Origin of the sequence: Peribacillus sp. FSL M8-0224 (genome assembly GCF_038003055.1) — a bacterium.
GTDB lineage: Bacteria > Bacillota > Bacilli > Bacillales > DSM-1321 > Peribacillus > Peribacillus frigoritolerans.
The window spans coordinates 3,462,882-3,484,150 of record NZ_JBBOOJ010000001.1; the positions used below are offsets into that span (position 1 = coordinate 3,462,882).

General features: G+C 42.5%; 15 protein-coding genes and 1 pseudogene. 2 read left to right on the forward strand and 14 right to left on the reverse strand.

The window, feature by feature from the left end:
• The first annotated feature begins 33 nt into the window (after positions 1 to 33).
• Positions 34 to 1,272, forward strand: a complete 1,239-nt coding sequence (locus MKX49_RS16665; protein ID WP_340877092.1) for an ROK family transcriptional regulator — start codon at positions 34 to 36, stop codon at positions 1,270 to 1,272.
• A gap of 152 nt (positions 1,273 to 1,424) precedes the next feature.
• Here MKX49_RS16665 and MKX49_RS16670 read toward each other — a convergent pair whose 3' ends face one another.
• The 8 genes from MKX49_RS16670 to galT all read right to left on the reverse strand — a co-directional run bounded on the left by MKX49_RS16670 (position 1,425) and on the right by galT (position 11,612).
• The gene (locus tag MKX49_RS16670) at positions 1,425 to 3,188 is read right to left on the reverse strand and encodes a glycoside hydrolase family 2 protein (RefSeq protein ID WP_340877093.1); all 1,764 of its coding nucleotides are present in this window, start codon (positions 3,186 to 3,188) and stop codon (positions 1,425 to 1,427) included.
• A 28-nt stretch (positions 3,189 to 3,216) separates the two neighbouring features.
• The gene (locus tag MKX49_RS16675; protein ID WP_289350498.1) at positions 3,217 to 4,047 is read right to left on the reverse strand and encodes a carbohydrate ABC transporter permease; all 831 of its coding nucleotides are present in this window, start codon (positions 4,045 to 4,047) and stop codon (positions 3,217 to 3,219) included.
• Between the two features lie 3 nt (positions 4,048 to 4,050).
• The gene (locus MKX49_RS16680; RefSeq protein ID WP_323598393.1) at positions 4,051 to 4,941 is read right to left on the reverse strand and encodes a carbohydrate ABC transporter permease; all 891 of its coding nucleotides are present in this window, start codon (positions 4,939 to 4,941) and stop codon (positions 4,051 to 4,053) included.
• A 121-nt stretch (positions 4,942 to 5,062) separates the two neighbouring features.
• Positions 5,063 to 6,334 (reverse strand): ABC transporter substrate-binding protein, encoded by a 1,272-nt coding sequence (locus tag MKX49_RS16685; protein WP_340877094.1) that lies wholly within the window; start codon positions 6,332 to 6,334, stop codon positions 5,063 to 5,065.
• A gap of 372 nt (positions 6,335 to 6,706) precedes the next feature.
• Positions 6,707 to 7,786, reverse strand: a complete 1,080-nt coding sequence (locus MKX49_RS16690; protein WP_340877095.1) for a M24 family metallopeptidase — start codon at positions 7,784 to 7,786, stop codon at positions 6,707 to 6,709.
• Positions 7,787 to 7,804: 18 nt separating this feature from the next.
• The gene (galE, locus tag MKX49_RS16695) at positions 7,805 to 8,794 is read right to left on the reverse strand and encodes a UDP-glucose 4-epimerase GalE (RefSeq protein ID WP_340877096.1); all 990 of its coding nucleotides are present in this window, start codon (positions 8,792 to 8,794) and stop codon (positions 7,805 to 7,807) included.
• A gap of 3 nt (positions 8,795 to 8,797) precedes the next feature.
• Entirely contained in the window at positions 8,798 to 9,988 is a 1,191-nt protein-coding gene (locus MKX49_RS16700; protein WP_340877097.1) for a galactokinase, read from the reverse strand.
• Between the two features lie 103 nt (positions 9,989 to 10,091).
• Positions 10,092 to 11,612: a UDP-glucose--hexose-1-phosphate uridylyltransferase gene (gene galT, locus MKX49_RS16705; RefSeq protein ID WP_340877098.1), complete on the reverse strand. Its 1,521-nt coding sequence runs from the start codon at positions 11,610 to 11,612 to the stop codon at positions 10,092 to 10,094.
• A 302-nt stretch (positions 11,613 to 11,914) separates the two neighbouring features.
• Here galT and MKX49_RS16710 point away from each other — a divergent pair, with 302 nt between their 5' ends.
• Entirely contained in the window at positions 11,915 to 12,106 is a 192-nt protein-coding gene (locus tag MKX49_RS16710; RefSeq protein WP_048681418.1) for a hypothetical protein, read from the forward strand.
• 156 nt (positions 12,107 to 12,262) lie between these two features.
• Here MKX49_RS16710 and MKX49_RS16715 read toward each other — a convergent pair whose 3' ends face one another.
• From MKX49_RS16715 to MKX49_RS16740, 6 genes and pseudogenes are all read right to left on the reverse strand, one after another.
• Complete coding sequence (locus tag MKX49_RS16715; RefSeq protein WP_340877099.1) at positions 12,263 to 14,260, reverse strand: CDP-glycerol glycerophosphotransferase family protein; 1,998 nt, start codon at positions 14,258 to 14,260, stop codon at positions 12,263 to 12,265.
• Between the two features lie 256 nt (positions 14,261 to 14,516).
• Entirely contained in the window at positions 14,517 to 16,400 is a 1,884-nt protein-coding gene (locus tag MKX49_RS16720; RefSeq protein ID WP_340877100.1) for a S8 family serine peptidase, read from the reverse strand.
• A 1,464-nt stretch (positions 16,401 to 17,864) separates the two neighbouring features.
• Positions 17,865 to 18,572: an ABC transporter ATP-binding protein gene (locus tag MKX49_RS16725; RefSeq protein WP_034308744.1), complete on the reverse strand. Its 708-nt coding sequence runs from the start codon at positions 18,570 to 18,572 to the stop codon at positions 17,865 to 17,867.
• Positions 18,572 to 19,354 carry an ABC transporter ATP-binding protein gene (locus MKX49_RS16730; protein WP_034308746.1) on the reverse strand — a complete coding sequence of 261 codons (783 nt, stop codon included), beginning with the start codon at positions 19,352 to 19,354 and terminating at the stop codon, positions 18,572 to 18,574. The genes MKX49_RS16725 and MKX49_RS16730 overlap by 1 nt, the downstream gene beginning before the upstream one ends.
• Positions 19,326 to 20,292: pseudogene (locus MKX49_RS16735) on the reverse strand (branched-chain amino acid ABC transporter permease). Before MKX49_RS16735 ends, MKX49_RS16730 begins: the two are co-directional and overlap by 29 nt.
• Positions 20,293 to 20,305: 13 nt before the next feature.
• Positions 20,306 to 21,184, reverse strand: a complete 879-nt coding sequence (locus MKX49_RS16740; protein WP_095390668.1) for a branched-chain amino acid ABC transporter permease — start codon at positions 21,182 to 21,184, stop codon at positions 20,306 to 20,308.
• Positions 21,185 to 21,269: the final 85 nt, after the last annotated feature.

Here is a 21,269-nt window from a genome sequence, read left to right on the forward strand (position 1 = left end):
ATTTAATTAAGAAACTTAAATGGGGGAAGATAAATGGGAAAGGACCTTCTCAGGGGCAGTTTCAAGCTGATGAAATCAATTAATCGTTCTTTAATTTTAAATATCATTCGGGAAAAGGGCCCGATTTCCAGGGCAGATATTGCAAAGCTTACAAAGCTTACGCCTCCGACTGTAAGCAGTTTTGTAAAAGAATTGCTGGAGGCTGAGATTGTCATCGAACGAAACCTGGGTGAATCGAGCGGCGGCCGCAAGCCGACTCTATTAACATTAAGTGAAGATATGTTTCATGTCATCGGTATGGATGTGGGATCACAGAATATCAAAACTATCCTGACTAGCATTACAGGCAAAGTTATTAAAAAATCGATTGTTCCTCTTCCAGCACAAACTACGAACGAAGCTCTTCTATCTTTAATGATTGATTCTGTCAGCGGCATTCTAGATCATACTAAAATAGATGAGGAGAAAATAGTAGGTATAGGGGTAAGTATGCACGGAATTGTAGATGTGGAGGAAGGTAGCTCTGTTTTTGCTCCCAACCTAAACCTGCAGAATATTCCTATTAAAAGAGTGCTTGAAGAGCGGTTTAATATGATGGTAAAAGTCGAAAATGACGGCCGGGCAATGAGCCTTGGAGAACTCTGGTTCGGGAACGGTGCCGGCATTGACAGCTTTGTTTGTATAAATGTGGGGCGCGGGATCGGTGCGGGTATCATCATTAATGGCAAGCTTTATCACGGCAGCCACTTTATTAGCGGTGAAATCGGACATATGATTATTGATATCGATGGGCCACAATGTACGTGCGGCAATTACGGCTGTTTACAAACGTTCGCTTCAGGTCCGTCCATTGTCGAATGGGTAAAAAAAGAAATGCGGCTAGGCCACTCCAGTTTGCTTACTAATTTGACTAAAGGCGACCTTGAAAAGGTTACTGGAGAGTTAATTTATTCATCGGCCCTAGAGGGCGATACTTTATGCAAAACGGCTCTGCAGCAGGCAGGCAGATATTTGGGAGTGGGGATAACCAATGTAATCCACACTGTAAATCCAAGACGAATCATCATCGGGGGCGGTGTCTCCAATGCCGGCGATTTAATTATGGATAACATCATTCAAACCGTTAACCAGCGGGCATTGACAAATCCAGCGAAACAAACGGAAATCATCCTTTCTAAATTCGGCGATGATGCCACGGCGATGGGTGCCGTTGCTCTCATCCTGGCTGAACTATTCACTTCAAGAAATACAGAATCAGCTGCTGCTCATTGAGCGGCAGCTGCTGTTCTGACATCTTTATATCACCTTAACTCATACTGTCTTCATGATTTCTCCTATTCTCCCCTCCACTTCCAACACAACATTCAATTCATTTATATCCATAAAAAAACCTGCACTCTTATGAGCACAGGTATTCTTCTTCATTATTTCTTATTATTTATTTCTCTTATTTTGCTAAGATCACACTTGGGTTCTCGATCATAAGTCAGCAATCCGTTGATTTCCTGCTCCACATCGGTTAACTGAGTGTAACAAAACCCCTGTATCACTGGACTATTGAATAGAGCATCCGTTACTTTGCGATATTCTTCCACTAGGTCTTCAGAGGATTGTACGGCTGAGTAGCCCCATCCTTCCGTTTCGTCCATTTTATAAGCAATCCCGCCGTATTCCGTTATTAAAATCGGTTCTCCACCGTAAGAGTAGCCCTGAGCATAAATCACCCGGTTTGCAGGTGTGTTGGAAATTGCACTATCCACGTCTTTATAGGCATTACTCATTTCTTCTGCACTGCGGTAGTTATGTATGCCGCAAATATCAGAAATCGTATGCTCCCACCCATCGTTGGAAAGAACTGGACGCGATTGGTCAATTGACTTGGTCTGCCAGTACATGGATGTTGCGTGTGCCTGCTGCTGTTTGTCATAGGCAACCCTTGAGATGCCCCAGCTTTCATTAAGCGGAAGCCATACGATAATGGAAGGATGGCTATAGTCTCTCTTGACGACATCAAACCATTCAGTGGCTAAACGTCTGGCAGCTTCTTCGCTGTACTCGGAAGCATTCGCCATTTCGCCCCATACGAGAAAGCCGAGTTTGTCAGCCCAGTAAAGGAAACGAGGATCCTCAACCTTCTGATGTTTCCTTGCCCCGTTGAAGCCCATTTCCTTAGCAAGCTCGATGTCCCTTTTTAATGCTTCATCAGACGGGGCAGTAATCAATGCCTTAGGGAAGTACCCCTGATCAAGGATAAGCTTTTGGTAATAAGGCATATTGTTCAGCATGAAAATGCCGTTTTCGATGGACACTTTCCTCATTCCAAAATAGGTTTCAACCTGATCCAGGATCTGCTCCCCATTTTTCAACGTCAGCGTTGCCTCAAATAAATGTGGGTGCTCAGGGGACCAGTAGTAACCCGGCCCATGGATATTGCTTCTGTCCGTGAAGCGGTTACGCAGGTTGTAGCTTCGTTTATTATACGTTTCAAATAGATTTGAAGAATCAGAGATGAGTTTTTTCCCCTTAAATGAGATGTCAACAGAAAGTGATACCCCTTCAGGTAAGCCGCCTTCAATTTCAAATTCCAGGTCAATATCACCACGATCAATTTCGGGTGTCCAGCGAATGGCACTTAAGCTAGTCTGTTCACATGGCTCCATCCAGACAGTCTGCCAGATTCCAGTGGTTCTCGTGTAAAAGATGGATTCCGATTTTTCATGCCAGTATTGCTTCCCCCTTGGAATCGTTACATCCTCAGATGGATCTTCCACTCGTACCGTCACTTCATCTTCCCTGCCATCATTTTTCAAAAGATGAGTGATGTTGACGGAAAAAGGAGTATGTCCCCCTTCATGGTGATAGGCAAGGTTCCCATTCACATAAACCCATGAACGGTAGTCAACGGCCCCGAAATGCAGCAGAATCTGCTTGCCGGACCACTTTTCAGGAATCATGATTCTGCGGTGATACCAAACTACATCATGGAAAGCCGGGTCGTTAATTCCGCTCATTTCCGTTTGGAAGGCAAAAGGGACAGTAATGGTTTGTCCTGATGGAAATTGCTCAAACCACTTTTCCGAAAGGCCTTTATTTTCATCATCAAATGCAAAGTTCCATTGTCCGTTCAAGTTTTCCCATTCTTTACGGACAAACTGGGGTCTTGGATATTCTTTGCGTGGAATAGGCATGTATTTTCAATCCCTTCTAAAGTGAATATTATTTAATTCCTGTTTGGTTCACGCCTTTAATAAAAGAGCGCTGACCAATGATAAATAAAATGACGGCCGGTATCGTTGCAATGGACGTCAATGCCATTAATTTAGCCGGAGATGAAACGAAGCTTCCCTGCTGCATGATGGCGATACCAGTTGTGATCGTTCTCATTTCAGGTGAACTCGTTGTCACTAATGGCCATAGGAAGTCGTTGTATATTCCCATAAATGTGAAGATTCCAAGTGTCCAGATGACAGGACGTGCTGAAGGCAATACGACCTTCGTGAAAACTTGCCATTTATTTGCTCCGTCAAGGAAGGCCGCTTCTTCAAGCTCCCTTGGGAATGTTCTGAAATATTGATAGAGAAGGAAAACCCCGAAAGCATTAGCTGAATAAGGCAGGATTAACACGGCATACGTATCCAGAAGTCCCAATGTATTAAATTCCATATATAATGGAAGGAACGTGATGACCCATGGAATGGTTAAGGATCCGATAAACAACCCGATCAACAGCTTTTTAAAAGGCACATCCAATCGTGCAAGACCATATGCGGCCAAAGTATCAACGACCAGAACAATAAGAGTCCCGATAATACCAACAAAAAGTGAATTGGCCATCCATGATAATACTGGAGTTTCTCCATCACCTGAAAGCGCATATGTATAATTTTCAAGAGTAAAAACTTCCGGCAGCCACTTCAGGCCAGCCGTAAATGCTTCCTGGTCACTTTTGAAAGAAGTAGCAAGCATCCAGAAGATTGGAACTAGAAACATTAAGCCAATAAGAATGGCCAGGATGACAATAACCGCTTTACTCGCTTTTCTTTGCATACCCTACTCCTTTCGATTCGTGATGCGCAGCTGAACCACAGAGATGATGATCATGATCAATGCCATCATAAGTGACATGGCAGCTGCATTTCCCAATTGTCTTTGTTCAAATGCTTCATCCACAATGTTCATCAATAAAACCTTTGTTTCCGTTCCCGGGCCGCCCCTTGTCATCAAGTACGGCTGGCCATAAATATTAAACGAAGCTATTGTTGATGTAATCAATACAAACAGCATGGTTGGCTTGATGCTTGGCAAGGTTATATAGATGAAACGCTGCCATCTTGAAGCGCCGTCAAGGGAACCCGCTTCATATAGTTCTTCAGAAACATCATTTAGTGCATTAATGAAAATAACCATGTTAAACCCTATTGTCCACCAGAGAGTGGCCATAATAATGGAAACCCATGCCCATGGCAAATCCGTCAGCCATGGAATGCTTGGCAAGTGGAGAGCCTGGAGATACCCATTGATCAGCCCGCTATTTGTATCAAGAAGCCATAGCCAGATGATCGCTACTACTGAAACGGATACTGAATAAGGGATAAAGTACATGGTGCGGAATAAACCTTTAAGCCTGCCAGGCAGATTATCAATTAATAGTGCCAGCCCAAGTCCTATACCTACTAATAAAGGGACACTGAATATAACGAATAGTAGGGTGTTCTTAAGACCTTCGAAGAACAAATCGTTCAAATAAGATTCTGAATCAAATATCTTTAGATAATTATCCAATCCTACAAATTCATGGACAGGATTGAGTAAATCCCAATTGTGCAAGCTCATCCATGCTCCATAGATAATGGGGATTAAAAGGAAAACAGTAAACAGAAACAAATAGGGAAGCACGAAAAGACTAGAAGTTAGTTTGGATTTCCAGTTCGTTTGGTCCATATTGCCTCTCCCCCTTTCAATAGAATAATCTAGCCGCCTAGAAACCATTTTGGTCGTTATAATTAAGAAGAGACGAGCAGGTTAGTTTTCACTAGTCACCTGGCCGTCCTCCTTTTTAAAGTTACTTTTTCATTATTTGTTCTGCTTTTTTGTTAGCATCGTCCAAAGCTTTTTGAGGGTCTTTCTTGCCTAATAATGCAAGGTTGACTTCAGCCCATAATGGCTCTGATATTTGACCCCAGTTAGCTACACGCGGAGCGAATTTAGCATATTCGAACTCTTTAGCAACTTGTGGCTGCTGAACCATCTTTTTAAATTCTTCATTTTTCTCATAGATTGCTTTTGACGCTGGAGCCTGGCCTGATTGAGCCCACTCCATTGTGTTGTCCCCAACATATTTCAAGAAATCTGAGATTCCTTCGAGTTTTTTAGAATCCTTTACAGTAGCGGGAATCGCAAAATTATGACCGTTTGCATATACTGCCTGCTGTTTTGTACCTAGTGTAGGGACTGGTGCCACTCCGTAGTTAATGCCCGCTTTATCCCATTGTTCCATCATCCAAGGACCGTTTAACTGCATGGCATTTTTGCCTTGAAGGAAAAGGGTCACTTCTCCATCTTGTTGAACGTTAGCAGGTGATACTTTGTCTTTTTGTACCAGATCACGTAAGAAGGTTAATGCCTCGACACCTTCAGGGCTGTTGTAGTTAGGTTTTCCATCTTTAAGCAATTCACCGCCATTCTGGAAGAAGACAGTTGGATAGATGAATTGATTTGGCCATAGAGTCGGCACTACGAACCCATATTGCTTTTTGGACTCGTCTGTAAGCTTCTTAGCAGCAGCCACGAACTCTTCACGGTTAGTTGGCGGCTTCTCCGGATCAAGGCCGGCCGCTTTAAACATATCTTTATTGTAGTACATGACTAATGGGTGAATATCTAAAGGAATGGTATATTGCTTCCCGTCAATCGTTCCGCCCTGCCAAGCCGTATCTGAATAATCTTCAGCATTTACACCATTTTTTTCAATCGTGTCTGTCATGTCTTTTAATAGATTTTTTTCAGCATAGTTTGTAAGCTGATCCGTATGCATAATCATTAAATCTGGAGCATTCTTTTGCCCGGAGAACCCAAGGTCAACCGTTTTATAGTAGTCTGTTTGAGGTATAATCTGTAAATCTACTTCGTATTTGTCTTGAGACTTATTGTAGTTTGCTACAATTTCCTTCATACGCGGACCATCCGCACCTGAGAATGGAGCCCAATAAGTTATTTTATTGCTTTTGCCCCCGTCGTCAGTCGATGAACTTGATTCCTTTTCAGCACAGCCAGCTAATGAACCGATCGCAAGTGCCGCTGTCATTGCCACGCCAAGCCACTTTTTCTTCTTCATTCCCATTTTCCCCCTTATGTAGAAAATCGTTTATTTCTTCTGTAGAAGTTTATTACTAGTGCAAAAGTTCAAGTGACTTAAGTTAATTAAATTAATTTACTTTCTATTTTTATAATAATCTGATAGATTCCCTTTGTCAACGCTTTCAATAGGAAAACCATTTAAAATAAGGGAAAAAGTAGGTGCAATCTATTGGATCGCCCCCCTTTCCGCTTTGAACTTCCAAATTACCTCTAAAGGTTAATAATTCTAGTCATTAAGACATAAATAAACACGGGAAGTAAATAAAATAATTTAAGTAATGGAGAAAATTTCCTGGACTGTGTTAGAGGCCTTCCTCCATCCTGTAAGGAAGCACTACCTGGCAAGTGATTATCTAACCAAAATGTCAGGTCGAAGATACTTCTTCCCTGCATGTTCCACTTCAATATAGACCCACTCACCAGTAAAAGTCAGGAATTCATTTTCATGTTCGCGAACAAGAATGGTATCTTCGGATTTAATTCCTTTGATGGCTGGATTCCATGCAAAGGCCTGATTTACTTGAACGGTCCCTTCCGCTTCAGGGGTAGCCAGGAATTCACGGGAAGCGTATCCGGTTGGCCCCCCCTGATGAAGCAAGCGCCAGTCGTCTCCGTGCCCGACCTTCCTGTATGTATCAAATCCATACTGAAGAATATCCTTGATAACTGCTCCAGGCCTTGTTGCCGTATTCATTGCAAGATCTATCTGAACAAGCTTTTGCTTATTTTCCCTGAGTTCCCGAGGTAGCTCGCCAAAGTGGACAAAGCGCGTCACGTTAGCTACCAATCCGCTTTTTTCCGCACAGATTACAATCATGGCATAATTTTTCAGTTTTTTATCCGTCGGAATGGGATGGCGGTATTTAAATACCCTCTCATCTGTAGAAACAAGAATAACCTGTGGTGTGATACCGTCTTTGACTACCTTTGAACCCAAATGTGCCGCGATTTCATATTCGGTCCAGCCCGGCTTAATTTCCCGGCAAGTAGCTTCAACTGCTTTTGCCGCCTTAAGTGAAAGCCAGCGATAGCGTGAAATTTCATCCTCGTTTAAGGAATAACGCAAACTGGTCAATTGGGCTCCAAAATCAAGAAAATCACCAAATGGCACATCACTTGCGACCTTTTTATCTGCACATAATTCCCGCACTGCAGCATCCTGATCTTCATACCACTCCGGAGTTATGAATTCATAGCCTAATCCCGCAAGCTCCTCGTCATGAATCCGTGCCGACTCCATTTTGGAGGTAATGCAATATTTCTTATCAGCCGTAATTAACAGGTCAGCCACTCCGTTTTCGGTTGTGTTAACTATGTGATTCACTTTCCCCTCCGTTATCCAGGAAAAATTACTTCTTTTACGGAAGAAAACCCCATCAATTTCTTTTTCTTTAATGAATGTAAGGACTCTTTCTATAGCTGTTGACATTTATGCATTCCCCTTTGCTTATTTGTCCAGATAACCATTTGGATTGGCCTCATGCCATTTCCATGCTGTTTCGATAATTTTTTTCAAATTATTATACTTTGGCTTCCAGCCTAATAGAGTTTGAGCCTTTTCAGAGGAAGCGATCAGGATTGCCGGGTCCCCGGCACGTCTTTCACTTACTACTTCAGGGATCGGTTGACCGGTAACTTTTCTGCTTGTTTCAATGACTTCTTTAACAGAAAATCCTTTGCCGTTCCCCAGGTTGAAAACATCACTTTCATTTTTGCTGCGCAAATGCTCAAGAGCTAGCCAATGAGCATTTGCGAGGTCCATAACATGGATGTAATCACGGATGCAGGTTCCATCTTCGGTAGGGTAATCATCGCCAAAAATGCCGATATGCGCTCTTTGTCCGAGTGCAACTTGAAGTATTATTGGAATAAGGTGGCTTTCTGGAGTATGATCTTCGCCAATCATTCCTTCTGGGTGTGCACCTGCCGCATTAAAATAACGCAGCGAAACCGACTTTAACCCATTTGACCCATCACACCACCTGAACATATTTTCCATCGCCAATTTAGTCTCCCCGTAAGGGCTTGTTGGCTTGGTAGCGTCCCCTTCTAATATGGGCACTTGCTCCGGCTCACCGTAAGTTGCTGCTGTGGAAGAAAAAACAATCTTCTTTACGCCATGCGTTAGCATTACTTTAACAAGAGTGTGTGAAGCGATTAAGTTATTTTCATAATATTGGAGGGGCTCTTGCACGCTTTCCCCTACCAGTGAACTTGCTGCAAAATGAATGACAGCTTCAAAATCATATTTTTCAAAAACGGAATTCAGGAAACCTTCATCCTGGAGATCACCGATGTGCATGGCGCCGCCAGACACAGCCTTTTCATGTCCTGTCCTAAGGTTATCGACAACAACCACTTCTTCACCTTGGTTCAACAGTTCGACCACAGTATGACTGCCAATATATCCTGCACCGCCGGTTACCAAAATCGCCATATCCTATTCCCCCATATACATTTCTTTAGCGCCATCCCCTATTTCACACACATAAAAAATAGGTTCCAGGCCTGTTTTTTCCGAATAACTTTTTGCTACTTTTTCCTTAAACTCATCTACAGCTTCTTCTTTAACCAGACTTACGCTGCACCCGCCAAAGCCCGCACCGGTCATACGGGTCCCTACACAGCCTTCGACCTTCGATGCTTCTTCAAAAAGTGTATCCAGCTCAAAGCCGGTCACTTCATATAAATCCCTTAATGATACATGTGATTGCTTCATCCTTTCACCAAATGCATACAAATCGTTATCCTGCAAGCTATTCGTGGCTGCAAGGACACGCTCATTTTCTTTAATGACATGCTCTACACGTCGGTGTATAACATCATCTTCAATAAAGTGGTGAACTTTTTCCCATTCAGCTAGACTGACATCTCCTAAATTGCGTACCAATGGAAGCTGTTGTTGAATGATTGAAAGCCCTTCTTCACATTGGGCCCTTCGCTCGTTATATTTGGAATCGGCAAGGCCGCGGCGTTTATTTGTATTGGTAATAACCAGCTTATAGCCATCAATCTCCAATGGTACATACCGGAAACTCAACGTATCACACTTCAGCACCATAGCATGGTTTTCCCTTCCCATTCCAACCGTAAATTGATCCATGATTCCACAATTGACACCAACAAAACGATTTTCTGCTTTCTGCCCTATTTCAACCAACCCCATCATGGGGATATCAAAATCGGCAAGCTTGCTTAGTGCAAGTCCAGTAACAAGTTCGATTGATGCGGAAGAAGATAACCCTGCCCCATTCGGGATATTTCCGTAATAGAGCACATCTGCCCCAATAAATTTTTCGGCACCTTCTAATCCTGCTATCTGCAGCAATTCCTTTAAAACACCTTTTGGGTAATTAGCCCAATCATCCTCTTCTCGGTATAATAATTCCTCGGTTACCGTACAGGTTGCTGTTGATGGAAAATTTGCTGAAGCAAATCGGTACATCCTGCTAGTGCTTGGTGCCGCTGCTGCCCAAGTTCCATATGTTAACGCAGCGGGAAAAACATAGCCACCATTATAATCCGTGTGTTCTCCGATTAAATTAACACGCCCGGGAGCAAAAAAGATTCTGACCCCTTCTTCGTAGCCAAATTGATCACGGAATAATTGGCGAAGCTGAATGGCATTCATTTGTACAGCCACCTTTCTCTGAATCTATTTTTTTATCCAGCACTAATATCTAAATTAATTTAATTAATAAACTAATAAGGGCATCTTATTTATATGTACTCCGTTACCTATTAAGTCTGGATGCTTCTTTTAACGAGTTCAAAAAATTCAGGAAGGCATTTTTCCCCTCCCTTGTTCTTTTAAAAATCCCTGCATGTTCCAAAACAGTCTGGAATACTTCCCCAACCTCAATTTCAATAATTTCCATCACTTCATCTTTGGCTATGGTTTGATACTTGTTTAATATTTTCTGTATCCAGTCATAATGCTTTACTACAGATTCATCCCAGTTCTCTTTAGGAACAGGACAGAGCAGATATTCTGCTGCTTGACTTAACTCTTCGGCCAATCTTCCCGGAAGGACAGCAAGGCCCATAACCTCTATTAAGCCGATATTTTCTTTTTTAATATGATGCAGCTCTTCATGGGGATGAAAAATCCCATGCGGAAATTCTTCAGATGTTCGGTTATTCCTCAAAACGACATCCATTTCAAACAGCTCGCCGCATCTTCTTGCAATCGGCGTTACCGTGTTGTGAGGAGTATTGCCGCTAAAAGCAAGCACATCAGCTTCCGGGTCACTATAGTTTTGCCAGCTCTTCCAAATAAGCTCTGTAACGGCTTGAACTTCATCCTTTTTTCCTCGAACCCTGATGACTGACATCGGCCAATTGACTATTCCCAGTGTGACCGATGGGTAGTCGGTCAGGCTGATGCTTTCCTCAATTTCTGCTCTTTCTAACGCAAACTCAAATCTTCCTCCCTGGAAATGGTCATGAGTTAAGATGGATCCCCCGACAATCGGCAGATCCGCATTCGAACCAATGAAGTAATGCGGAAACTGGTCTGTAAATTCAAGTAACCGTGTGAATGTATCAGCTGAAATCTTCATAGGCACGTGTTCTCCCCTAAAGACAATCGAATGTTCATTATAATACACGTAAGGGGAATACTGCAGGAACCACTTCTCATTATTTAATGTCAGCGGTATTATCCTATGTGTCGCTCTAGCTGCATTCCGTAGGTTCCCACTATAGCCTTCATTTTCCCTGCACAAAGCACAGGAGGGGTAAGAACCTTGAGGCGTACTTTTCAACAGCGATATTTCCTCCGGATTTTTTTCAGGTTTTGATAAATTGATGGTGATGTCCATTTCACCGTATGGCGTCCTGCTTTTCCATTGTATATTTTTTGCGATTCGTTCTTTGCGGATATAATTCGATGCCAGCGATAGATGGTAATAATGATCGGTTGCCGCTTTAGGACTTTTCAGGTAATTTTCTTTAAATTCAGATATTACTGCAGACGGACGGGGCATCAGGCAATTCATCAATTCAGTATCAAGGATATCTCGTTCGGTAATGGAATTGGATGATAAAATACCATTTTCGAATGCCCAATCTAAAATTTCATTAAGAATAACCCCGAGAGAAAACTCTTCCCCTTCTCCCTCACATTCCTCCCAGTCATCCAAGCCCAGTACATATAAAATTCGATTGCGTGAATATGTAACATCTTCCTTCTCCAATAAACGCTGCTGAACTCCGTATTGTAATAAACTATGTATAGCTTGATAGATTTTCACCTGCTTCACCTCCAGAAAGGATATAAAACTCGACTTAATTAAATTAATTAATTATCTTTCCTTAATAATAGAGGTTTACCTGAATTTTTTCAATGATTTTGTGCAGGTCCATAAAATTCTGATTATTAACTGTTCACCCACCCACTCCCTTTTTACTTCTAAATGCACTAAATCTGTATAAGCTTATTTTTTAACCCCATGTAAAGTATGTTATGGTTTTATTTGTTTTAAGTAATGTTATTGTATTTCCTGTTTCCATCTCTCTTTTTCGTTGTATGATAGAAAAAAAAGGAGTTTTGGGAATGATTATTCTGCAGTATATTGGAAAAGTTTTTTCATTCATGCATAAGGATATACCGGAAACTCATGTTAAATGCCATGTTTGTGCAGGTACAGGCGCCTACGATATTTATACAGATTGCCTTACCTGTAATGCAAAGGGATTGATCAGTAAAGTTGAGTATAATAGGAGGCTTGAAGAGGGTGAAATTTAAGGAATTTCATGAAGTCGATATATGTAAACTAGAAGCAATATTGGCTATTGCTTCTTTTTTTGTCCCTTAAAAGGTATTTTTCTCTAATTTGAATGTATGATGTAAATCGCATATTCAAAAAAAAGACCACCATTTGGTGGCCTTCTCCCAGAACAATCAAGAAGCAGAAGATTGCTTTTCAGACATAGAAAATGCACTCTCTTCCTCAAGAGGGGTATGTTCATTTTGGAAAATGATGTTTTGGATGTAGTCATAGGTATTTTCTGTATTGTGACCGCTAGTGCATTCCATTAATTTTGAGAATTGTGCAATATGGAAAGGTGATTGCGGGTTATTGTAATTGTAAACAATTTCAGCGTGTAAATCTTTGAATCTCTCTACTATGCCGCCAAAAGCAATTTCTTTCTGAAGAATGTTTGGCGCGCCATATTCCACTTCTGCAAGAGCCTTGTCTTCCCAATAGAAGATTACATTACTTCCGCCTGCAAACGCATAGAAAGTAATAGAAGAATAATCGGATATGACAACTTTACTGTTTAATAGAGCATCCTTTATATCCCCTATATAGAACGATTCTTCGTATTTATCATATATATCCGGGAACTGTTCTTGAAGTATGATTCTTGATTTAGGATGGAGAATGACATTAATTTTTTTATCTTTGTAGAACTTCTCTTGGCGAATCAATTCTAAGAATGAGAAATACCGGTCCAAATAGCTTCCGACTTCAATGCTTCCTGTGAGGTCCCATGGTCGCCATGTAAGCATAAATGTGATTTGATTTTTTTCTTTTTGCTGTTCCTTGACATATAAATCAATATTAGGCAGCCCAGTTACCATCAGTTCTTTATCTGTATAACCTGTATTTTTAAGGAATAAGTTTTTCTCAAAATTGGAATTTACGAGCATGTAATCTGGTGCAATCGGCACTTTACGATTAAAGTAACCACGTTCGAAAATATTGGTCGCCATACATGGTCCATGCTGCAACATTATTTTTTTATCAGATGAAAGAACCTTTTTCTTAATTAGGTAATCGTTATCGTACAATCGGCGTTGTATATGGCCCACAAGATCTGAAGATTGAAAACTCCTGGCTAAAAAGATGTGATAGAAAGCAAGAAAACTATTTTTCCCAACTAGGGCTTTTCCGTATTGTTGCTTAAGATTCTTGAATTCGGGGTGGCCTTTTTCTAAGATATAAACGCAGGAATCCCCCAACTTGAATGCATATTTAAACAGTTCAAAGGCCGATTCCGAAGCCCCTGCACTGAATTTTTCAAAATAGATATCGTATTTTTTTTTGTTTAGTGAAAAAAGGCTGATCAGATAAGCAAATCTTTCTTTTATTATAATGCTTTTGCTCATTATACTTGTCAATACGATAACGTATTGTCCTGTTATAGACTTTCGAATAAAAAGTTCACTATTCATCTGCCCCAAACGATAGGACCTGGTGTTGTACAGATAATGATTTTTATTGTATTTATGCTTAGAGTCTGATTTAAAATTATACCAATAATCATGGTCAGCGTGACTGAGCTTGATAAAAATAGGCGTATTAATCTCGCTAGTGGTTACATAATGTTTATAAATTTCCTTCATTGGTATGAAGGACCAGTAGGTATGAATGAATATCGATATCTTCCCTGTCTTCATGGCGAATTTCTCTCTTATTTTGACTGGAAAGAGAAAATGCACTTTGAAATTTATGCTTTTATCGTAACCGAAAGATAAGTATACGTCTTTAAACGAATAATTTCTGCTGCGCATGACCCCAACAAATAGGAAGTGAAAAAATAAGAGGAATACTAAACTTTTGAAAAACGGGCTTTTCTCTATCTTATCCAGTGTTTTGTCTATCTGCAGATTTTTTTGGTTTGTTTTCACGAAGGAAAGTTTGCAGTTTGTATCAACGAAGAAAATAATTCTTTCATTAACACGTCCTTTCTTTGTAGTGATCGTTTGCAGGGTTGTCATTGGTTCAAATCCTGAAAGAGTAACCGTATTGTTCGTTTCTTGACTATAGACGAAATACTTCATATTATATTTTCTTTTTCTATTAATACTCTTAGTGCCATTGAAAAGGCAATAGCCATCTGCTAAAACAGGATTTCCATTTTCAAGATGACCATAAACAGTTTCTTGTTTCAAATCTTTCCCCCCATGTTTTCCGGTACTTTTAATCCTACGGCATAATTTGCCGGTACCTTTGTCACAGCCTATATTTTGAAAAAAGACAATATACCTATGATATTATACTAGTAATACACTTCATTGTAATTATATTTTAGAAAACTTTTAACTTTTGTTTGTTCATCCTAATAGCCGTCGTGTAACTTTCCCTTATTGTATCCATAATCATAAACAGCCCCCAATTAGATTATTGGGGGCTGTTCTTGTTTTTCCATCACTTTTTAACTGTTACTTTTCTTGATTCGCTTACGTTTTTCGCTTTGTCTTTGGCATAAATATATAGGTTCTTCCCGGCTTTTTGCTTAGGGATTCTAACCGAAAATGTACCTTTGGTCGTTGCTGTTGCAGAGCCGATCACTTTTTTTGATGCTTTGATGGACACAGTGGAGTTAGCTTCTGCTTTGCCCGTTACTATTGTCGTTTTTGTCGTGACTGTGTTGACCGTCGGTTTACTTGGTGCTGTTTTGTCTGCGACGGTCACGGTTTTGATCGAGCTTATATTGCCCGCTTTATCGGTTGCTGTAACGGATAGGACTTTTCCGGCTTTTTGTTTTTTTAACATCGTTACGGTGAAATTCCCTGCACTGTTGGAATTTGCTTTACCTAGAACCGTTCTGCCGGTTTTGACGGTGACGGAAGAGCTAGCTTCCGCTTTGCCGGTTACTTTTACGGTATTGTCACCTACCGTATTTACGGACGGTCTTGCAGGAGCCGTTTTATCTGCCACTTTAAATGAAACGGGTATACTTTTATTTCCCGATTTATCGATGAGCCTAGTAGAGATGGTCGTGCCGGCTGTTTGTTTTGCGATGGTCGCTGTAAACGTTTTTCCGCCGTTGATCTTCACTGTGGCGAGTTGTTTTTTATCGGTATAAATGGAGACGGTCCCCGTCTTGAAATCAGCCGGGATTTTCCCATTGATTTTGGTGTCCTTATCGGATATCGCAGTCACGGACGGTTTGGTCAGCGTCTTCATTTCCAGTGCTTTTTTGGCATTGACCCGCCCGTTTCCATAGTAGATGTCTTTCCCTTTTGTACCTAGGTCCACGGCTGAATCATAGAGACGGTATTCAACCTCCGTTTTGTTGAGCTTAGGCTCATGGGACCAAATCAATGCCGCTACACCCGCCACCATCGGCGTCGCCATCGATGTTCCGCTCATCCAGCCGTATTTACCATTTGGCAAGGTTGAAAGAATATCATCCCCAGGGGCAGCAATATCGACTGTTGAATGGTAGTTGGAATAATTGGGACGCTTGTCACTTGAATTAGTGGCAGCAACGGAAATGACGTGGCTGAATGCAGCTGGGTACACACGCTGTACATTTTTCCCCATATCCCCTTCATTCCCGGCAGCCGCGACGATCAGTACGCCTTGTTTATAAGCTTCCTGGACGGCCTTGTTCAAGGACTCCGAATAACTGGTGTCGCCTAAACTCATATTGATGATGTTTGCCTTTTGCTGAACGGCATAATGTATCGCGTCAATGATATCGGCCGTATCGGCATATTCTCCATCAAAGACGTTGATCGGCATTAATTTAACGTTCGGGGCAACACCCGTTCCGCCTATGCCGTTGTTCGCAGAACCGGCAATGATGCCAGCGATATGCGTTCCATGCTCCCCTTTTGGGACGATATGCTTCCGATTGCGTATCGTATCATAGGCATTGACGATCCTCCCTTTTAAATCTTCGTGGTTGCGATCGATTCCGTCGTCAATGATGGCCACGGTCAATTCCTTCGATCCCATTGATTTTGTCCACGCTGCACCCGTACCAAGCTTTTTATGGTGCCACTGGTCTATGTAGGCTGGATCGTTCGGGCTTTCCATCTTCTTGAACAGATAGTTTGGTTCTGCATATTCCACATCATTCTGTTCTTCAAGTTCCTCGATCAGGTTATCGGTTGATTCCCCTTTAGGAACCTCCACCTTTTCTATCAACTCGTTGATCGGCTCATCGCTCGTCTCTTTGTACTTGACGATGACACCATCAGATTGCGGCGTCTCTTCTGCAGATGCAGCATCTGGCTTGTAGATTGGCAGAATCATAAACAGTAATAATACCGGCAATATGGCCTGAATAAGTTTGTGCATACAATCACTCCAAAAAATATGATTAAGAATAGCTATCGATGAGGTTATATCATGAACCAATTCTACTATTATTCCTAACTAGATTGTATACCGTCCGATAAGGTTTTACTAACCTTTTTATCTAGTTAAATTAACTTATTTACACAACAAAAAAACCGCTATAAAGCAGTCTCAGATTGTCGACAAAATGGGGTCTACCTGAATTTTAAAACAAAGCGGTTGACTGTAGATATTAATTTCACTGTAAAATTTGCACTTTGATTTCCACTCCAGGCACTCGCTTTCCGCGGGCGGTCCGGGAGCCTCCTCGACGCTTCGCGCCTGCGGGGTCTCCCCTGGACTCACATTTCCCGCAGGAGTCTCGTGCCTTCCGTTCCCAATCAACTTTGTTTTATTTAGATAGAACCTTTTTGTTCACAAACTAGATAATAATTATTTGCCCACAGCTTTTTGTGGGTTTGTAAAATGGGAACGTTGATTTCCACTCCAGGCACTCGCTTTCCGCGGGCGGTCCGTGAGCCTCCTCGCCGGCTTCGGGCCTGCGGGGTCTCCCCTGGACTCGTTTTTCCCGCAGGAGTCTCGTACCTTCCGTTCCAATCAACTTCGTTTGAAAAATTCAGATAGAAGCACTTTTGTCTAATAAAGGGAGTTCCGATTGGTCTAATCCCGAACCATGATTTTAAAACAAGACTAAATTATTCTTAATGTTTTTTTTACTGTAATCCTTATTGGATGGAAGAAATTTGCGACACTCCTGCCGAATTACTGGCTAGCCAAGACACCGCAGCCGCTAGGCGAGGAGGCTTGGCAGGCAGTCGGCGGAAAGGGAGCGGATTATTGAAATCAACTGGAAACTTTTTAAAATAAAAAACTGCAGGCAAACTCGTTTTTCCTCGAGTTCGTCTGCAGTCAGTCTGGGAGTTCAGAATGTTCTAATTCTAAACCATGATTTTAAAACAAGACTACATTATTTTTCATGTTTTTTACTGTAATCCTTATTGGATGGAAGAAATTTGCGACACTCCTGCCGAATTACTGGCTAGCCGAGACACCGCAGCCGCTAGGCGAGGAGGCTTGGCAGACAGTCGGCGGAAAGGGAGCGGATTTCTGAAATCAACTGGAACCTTTTTAAAATAAAAAACTGCAGGCAAACTCGTTTTTCCTCGAGTTCGTCTGCAGTCAGTCTGGGAGTTCGGAATGTTCTAATTCTAAACCATGATTTTAAAACAAGACTACATTATTCTTTATGTTTTTTTACTGTAATCCTTATTGGATGGAAGAAATTTGCGACACTCCTGAAGAATTACTGGCTAGCCGAGACACCGCAGCCGCTAGGCGAGGAGGCTTGGCAGACAGTCGGCGGAAAGGGAGCGGATTTCTGAAATCAACTGGAATTTTTTTTGAAATAAAAAAACTGCAGGCAAACTCGTTTTTCCTCGAGTTCGTCTGCAGTCTGTAACAGGTTTAATGTCCGCCTAAATAGGCATTCTTGATTTCTTCGCTTGCGGTCAGTTCCTCTGATTTGCCAGATAGGACGATTCGGCCGGTTTCGACAACATAGGCTCTGTCCGCGATGGATAGCGCTAAGTTGGCATTTTGTTCGACCAGCAGAATCGTTGTACCGGTTTTGTTGATTTCTTCGATGATATGAAAGATTTGCTTCACCAATAATGGCGCGAGTCCCATCGATGGCTCGTCCAGTAACAGAAGCCGGGGCTTGGCCATGAGTGCCCTGCCCATCGCGAGCATTTGCTGTTCCCCGCCGGAAAGGGTTCCGGATTGCTGTTTCAGCCGCTCAAGCAAACGCGGGAATAATTCATAGACTTTCTCCATGTCCTGCTTGATGCCTGCCTTATCTTTGCGCAGATAAGCACCAAGCTGAAGGTTTTCTTCGACGGTCATGTTAGCAAAGACCCGCCGGCCTTCAGGGACATGGGAAATGCCCATTTTCACGATGGATTGTGCTGCCTTTCCGCCGATGGAATCCCCTTCGTATATGATCTTCCCTTGTTTTGGTTTTAATAGTCCGGAAATGCTTTTCAGCAACGTGCTTTTCCCGGCTCCGTTCGCCCCGATCAGGGTTACGATTTCGCCTTCGTTAATAGAAAGCGAGATTCCTTTCAAGGCTTGAATGTTTCCGTAATAGACGTTGATGTCCTCGATTTTTAACATTATGAAACCTCCTCGCCCAGATAGGCCTCGATGACTTTTGGATTGTTACGGATTTCCTCTGGCTTTCCTTGAGCGATCAGCTGTCCGTGATCGAGTACATATATGCGTTCGCAAACACCCATGACGAGCGGCATATCATGTTCTATCAATAATACGGTCAAATCGAATTTCTCACGAATGAGGGCAATCAGATTCATGAGTTCGTGCGTTTCCTGGGGGTTCATCCCCGCTGCCGGTTCATCGAGCAAAAGCAGTTTCGGGTTGGCGGCAAGGGCACGGGCGATCTCCAAACGTCTTTGTTTACCATATGGCAGGTTCTTTGCCTTTTCATCCTTATATTGATCAAGGTTGAAGATCTTCAGGAACTCAATCGCTTTTTCATCCATTTCCTTTTCGCCTTTAAAATGGATCGGCATGCGGAAGATCGAACTTAAGATGCCATGCTTCGAAAGTGAATGATAGGCCACTTTTACATTGTCGATCACGGATAGTTCACTGAATAAGCGAATGTTCTGGAATGTCCGGCTGATCCCTTTTTGCGTGATTTTATATGGAGGCAGTTTTCTTAAGTTCTCACCTTCCAAAGAAATGGTGCCCTCCGTCGGGACGTAAACTCCTGTCAGCAAGTTAAAGAAAGTGGTTTTTCCAGCGCCGTTCGGCCCGATCAAGCCAATAAGTTCTCCTGGATATAACTCGACGTTAACATCAGAAACGGCTTTAAGCCCTCCGAACTGGATGCCGACCGAATCGACTTTAAGCAGCGGTGTTTTTATTTTTTTCATGGCTGCTTCCTCCTTTACGTTTGAACATGGATGTTATTTCTTTGGTACCCATTAATCCTTGCGGGCGATAGAGCATCATCACGATAAGCACAAGACTGTAGATGATCATTCGTGTTTCCGGATAATCCTGCAGGAAAGTCGTGACTACCGTCAGTAATATCGCGGCCAATACGGCACCGGAAAGACTTCCAAGACCGCCAAGAACGACAAGGATCAAAATATCAAATGATTTCAGGAATCCAAAGTTCGATGGCTGGATGATATAGAAGTTATGAGCGTAAAGCCCCCCCAGCGATACCGGCAAAAAAAGCACCAATCGCAAAGGCGACAACTTTGTAATAGGTCGTGTTGATTCCCATCGAATCGGCAGCCGTTTCGTCCTCGCGGATCGATATGCAGGCTCTTCCGTGGGTCGAGCTAGTAAAGTTTCGGATGACGATGATCGTTACGATGACGGAAGCGAATACCCACGGCCAAGTGGTCAAATGGGAAACCTGCATGCCGCTCGCCCCGCCGACATAATCGATATTCAAAAGCATGATCCGGACGATTTCCCCAAAACCAAGGGTCGCAATCGCCAGATAGTCACCTTTTAAGCGTAAGCTTGGAATTCCGATGATCAATCCTGCCAGCGCTGACGCCAAACCGCCGACTATCAATGCCGCATAAAATGGCATTTCCAGCTTCATCGTCATGACGGCTGAAGCATAGGCACCGACTGCCAGGAATCCGGCATGTCCGATGGAGAACTGCCCGGTTATCCCGATGATCAAGTGCAGGCTCGCTGCCAGAATGATATTGATCCCGATGAACATGAGCGTATTTTGATAAAAAGGATTTAGCGATCCGCCGCCGATTAACACTTGAACTACGGCGAAAAAGATCAATGATAGTGAAATCGAGAGCCAAAAACCTTTTGCTCGCTTAATTGTAGTCATTGCTTTGTCTCCCCTATACTTTTTCTTTTTTGTTTTTACCGAATAAGCCTTGTGGCATGAAAATCAAGATAAGAATCAGTACGACGAAGGCTACAGCATCACGCCATAATGAGTAACCGGCGGCACTGACCAAAGCTTCGATGACACCTAGCAATAGGCCACCGACCATCGCGCCCGGTATAATCCCGATCCCTCCAAGTACGGCGGCAACGAATGCCTTCAATCCCGGAAGCACACCCATGAGCGGCTCGATCTTAATATAGTAAATACCGAAAATGACGCCGGCTGCCCCAGCCAATGCGGAACCGATTGCAAAGGTGGCAGAAATCGTGTTATCGACATTTATACCCATCAGCTTAGCTGCATCCGCATCGTAGGAAACGGCACGCATCGCTTTTCCGATTTTTGATTTATGAACGATGATTTGCAGGATGATCATCAAGACTACAGCCACTCCAAAAATCAAAACCGATTGACTATTGATGGAAACTCCAAAAATATTGAACTTGTCTGTCGGCAATACATCATTCGGATAAGCTTCCGGCTGTGCACCGCGGACGTAGATGAATCCGTATTCGATCAAAAGGGAAACACCGATGGCCGTGATAAGTGCCGCGATACGTGTTGCGTTACGTAATGGCTTGTACGCGATTCGCTCGATCAATACTCCAAACAGCGCACAGACCGTCATCGAGATTAATAGGGCTGGCACGAATGACAGATCCAGGACCGTTATTGAGTAAAACCCAACGAATGAGCCGACCATGAATACATCGCCATGGGCGAAGTTTATCAATTTAACAATCCCGTAAACCATCGTATATCCGAGAGCGATAAGGGCATAAATACTTCCTAATGAAACCCCGTTTATTAACTGTTGTATCAATTCCATGTTCGACTCTCCTTGAAAATCTAATTTTATGAGTAATTAGTCCAGACTCTTTTCATTCCGCTAAGGGGATGCTCAGCACCCTGGC